At 65.0% G+C, this 1253-nt stretch carries 1 protein-coding gene; it reads right to left on the bottom strand.

Translation table 11 applies throughout. The features are described 5' to 3' along the window. A partial coding sequence (locus B3V69_RS14135; RefSeq protein ID WP_296447566.1) for a molybdopterin cofactor-binding domain-containing protein occupies positions 1-1253 on the bottom strand: 1253 nt, incomplete at both ends.

The following is a 1253-nucleotide window of genomic DNA, read 5'->3' as shown; positions in this document are numbered from 1 at the left end:
TGGCCCATCTCGGTGCCGCCGTGGTTGACCTGGATGCTGCCATCCAGATAGACGTGCACCAAGGCACCGGCCTGGTTGAACAGCGTCGCGGTGAAGGAGATGCCGAACTTGACGGGCGTGAGGGCGAGGCCGCGCTGGATCACCGGGCGGCCAGCGTTCCATAAGAAAATAGCCTCCCGCCTTCGTCGATACTGCGCGGACAGCTCCAGTTTTGATAGCAAAGGCTGCAGGATGTTGTCTTCCACCGGCATGCCGTAGTGGGTGGTGTCGCGGCGCGGGGCTTCGACGTACTCAGCCCGAACGGGGGATATTTCCGTTCGCCCTGAGCCTGTCGAAGGGCTCACCAGTTCATCGCCGTACAGGTTGCGCAGCCGCACATCCAGCGGGTCCAGTCCGAGATGGCGCGCCACGTCGCCCAGGATGGTCTCGATCACGATCATCCCTTGCGGTCCGCCAAAGCCGCGAAAAGCCGTATGGCTTTGCGTGTTGAGCTTGCAGCGGTAGGACGCAATCGCCACGTCTTCCAGGAAGTAGGCGTTGTCGGCGTGGAAGATGGCGCGGTCGGCCACCGGGCCGGACAGGTCGGCGCTGAAGCCGCAGTTGACGGCCATCATGAGCTTCAGGCCGCTGAGGCGCCCGGTGTCGTCAAAGCCTGCCGTGTACTCGTAGGCAAACGGGTGCCGCTTGCCGGTGACCATGAAGTCATCGTCGCGGTCCAGCCGCAGTTTGATCGGGCGTTTGAGCTTGTGCGCCGCCACCGCCGCCCACACCGCCAGGTGCCCGGCCTGCGTTTCCTTGCCGCCAAAGCCGCCCCCCATGCGGCGGCATTCCACGCGCACGGCATGGTTGTCCAGCCCCAAGGCGTGTGCCACCCAGTGCTGCACTTCGCCGGGGTGTTGCGTGCTGGAATGAACGAGCCACTGGTTCTGCTCCTGCGGCAGTACGTAGGCCACTTGGCCTTCCAGATAAAAATGTTCCTGGCCGCCCACTTCGAGCGTTCCGCTCAGAGTGTGCGCGGCCCGGGACAAGGCCTGTGCGGCGTCACCGCGCTGCACAAACACCGGTGGCAGCACATAGCTTTGCGCCGCCAGCGCGTCCTGGATCGTGAGGATGGCGGGCAGGGCTTCAAGGTCGAGCTTGACCTGGCGCGCCGCGTGCCGCGCCTGCAGCACGCTGTCGGCCACCACCACGCCGATGACCTGGCCAATGTGATGCACCGTGTCGATGGCGAAGACCGGCTCATCGCCGGCAAA

Source organism: Rhodoferax sp. UBA5149 (assembly GCF_002413825.1).
Classification (GTDB): domain Bacteria; phylum Pseudomonadota; class Gammaproteobacteria; order Burkholderiales; family Burkholderiaceae_C; genus Rhodoferax.
Note: the sequence above shows the minus strand (reverse complement) of the source record. Positions and strands in the feature narration are given on the sequence as shown.